Consider the following 1,322-nt stretch of genomic DNA (forward strand, 5'->3'; position numbering starts at 1 on the left):
TGAACCGCACCGGATTTTGTGGAGGCTCGTATTCTTGAGAGAATCGAGTCATGAACAAGAAGGCAAGCAAATTTTCCCCGGAAGTGCGGGAGCGCGCGGTGCGTCTGGTACGCGAACAGCGTAGCGAACACCCGTCGATGTGGGCAGCGGTCGAATCGATTGCGCCGATGATCGGCTGTACGCCGCAGACGCTGCTGGATTGGGTCAAACGCGACGAGGTCGACCGCGGGGAGCGCGATGGCGTGAGCACGGCCGAGCGTGAACGCATCAAGGCCCTGGAACGCGAGGTCAAGGAACTGCGCCGGACCAACGAGATCCTCAAGCTGGCGAGCGCGTTTTTCGCCCAGGCGGAGCTCGACCGCCGTTTCAAGTCCTGAAGGCCTTCATTGATCAGCATCGCGACACCTTCGGGGTCGAGCCGATCTGCAAGGTCTTGCGGATTGCCCCGTCGGGCTACCGACGCCATGCTGCGCAGCTTCGCGATCCGTCCAAACGCTGCGCCCGCGCCAAACGCGATGAGCTTCTGCAGCCGGAGATCAAGCGTGTCTGGCAGGCCAACATGCAGGTCTATGGCGTGCCGAAGGTCTGGAAGCAGATGAACCGTGAGGGCATCTTGGTCGCACGCTGCACGGTCGGGCGGTTGATGAAGCTGCAGGGTTTGCGAGGCGCAGTTCGCGGGAAGCGAGTTCGCACGACGACTCCCGATTCAAGCGCGCCGTGCCCGCTGGATCGGGTGAACCGGCAGTTCAAGGCTGAGCGACCGAATCAGCTTTGGGTGTCGGATTTCACCTACGTCTCGACATGGCGGGGCTGGCTTTACGTGGCGTTCGTCATCGACGTGTTCGCCCGTCGCATCGTTGGCTGGCGCGTCAGTTCGTCGATGACCACGGACTTTGTTCTGGATGCACTTGAACAGGCGCTGTACGCTCGCCAACCGGGTGACGACGAGACGTTGATACATCACTCCGATAGAGGGGCGCAATATGTCAGCATTCGGTACAGCGAACGGCTGGCTGAGGCCGGCATCGAGCCGTCGGTCGGCAGCCGGGGCGACAGCTACGACAATGCGCTGGCCGAAACGATCAACGGCCTGTACAAGACGGAACTGATTCATCGGTGCGCCCCTTGGAAAACGAGGGAATCCGTCGAACTGGCAACGCTGCAATGGGTGGCCTGGTACAACCATCATCGGTTGATGGAACCGCTCGGATATATCCCGCCCGCTGAGGCTGAGGCAAACTACTACAGGCAACTCAGAAATGCCGCTGACTTGCCTGCATTAACTTAAACCAACCGGCCTCCACGATTCCCGGCGCGGTTCA

At 60.8% G+C, this 1,322-nt stretch carries 1 protein-coding gene and 1 other annotated feature; the gene reads left to right on the forward strand.

Going from position 1 to position 1,322, the window contains the following annotated elements:
- Positions 1-50: 50 nt before the first annotated feature.
- Positions 51-1,288, forward strand: a protein-coding gene (locus ACNQQL_RS35935; RefSeq protein WP_347069680.1) for an IS3 family transposase whose coding sequence is annotated in 2 segments (ribosomal slippage) — positions 51-342 and positions 342-1,288 — 1,239 coding nt in all. Because the reading frame shifts where the segments join, the coding sequence is not laid out codon by codon here.
- Positions 332-448: a sequence feature (AL1L pseudoknot), on the forward strand. (Overlaps the previous gene by 117 nt.)
- Positions 1,289-1,322: the final 34 nt, after the last annotated feature.

This window comes from Burkholderia sp. LFS061, from assembly GCF_047978125.1.
Lineage (GTDB): Bacteria > Pseudomonadota > Gammaproteobacteria > Burkholderiales > Burkholderiaceae > Burkholderia > Burkholderia pyrrocinia_C.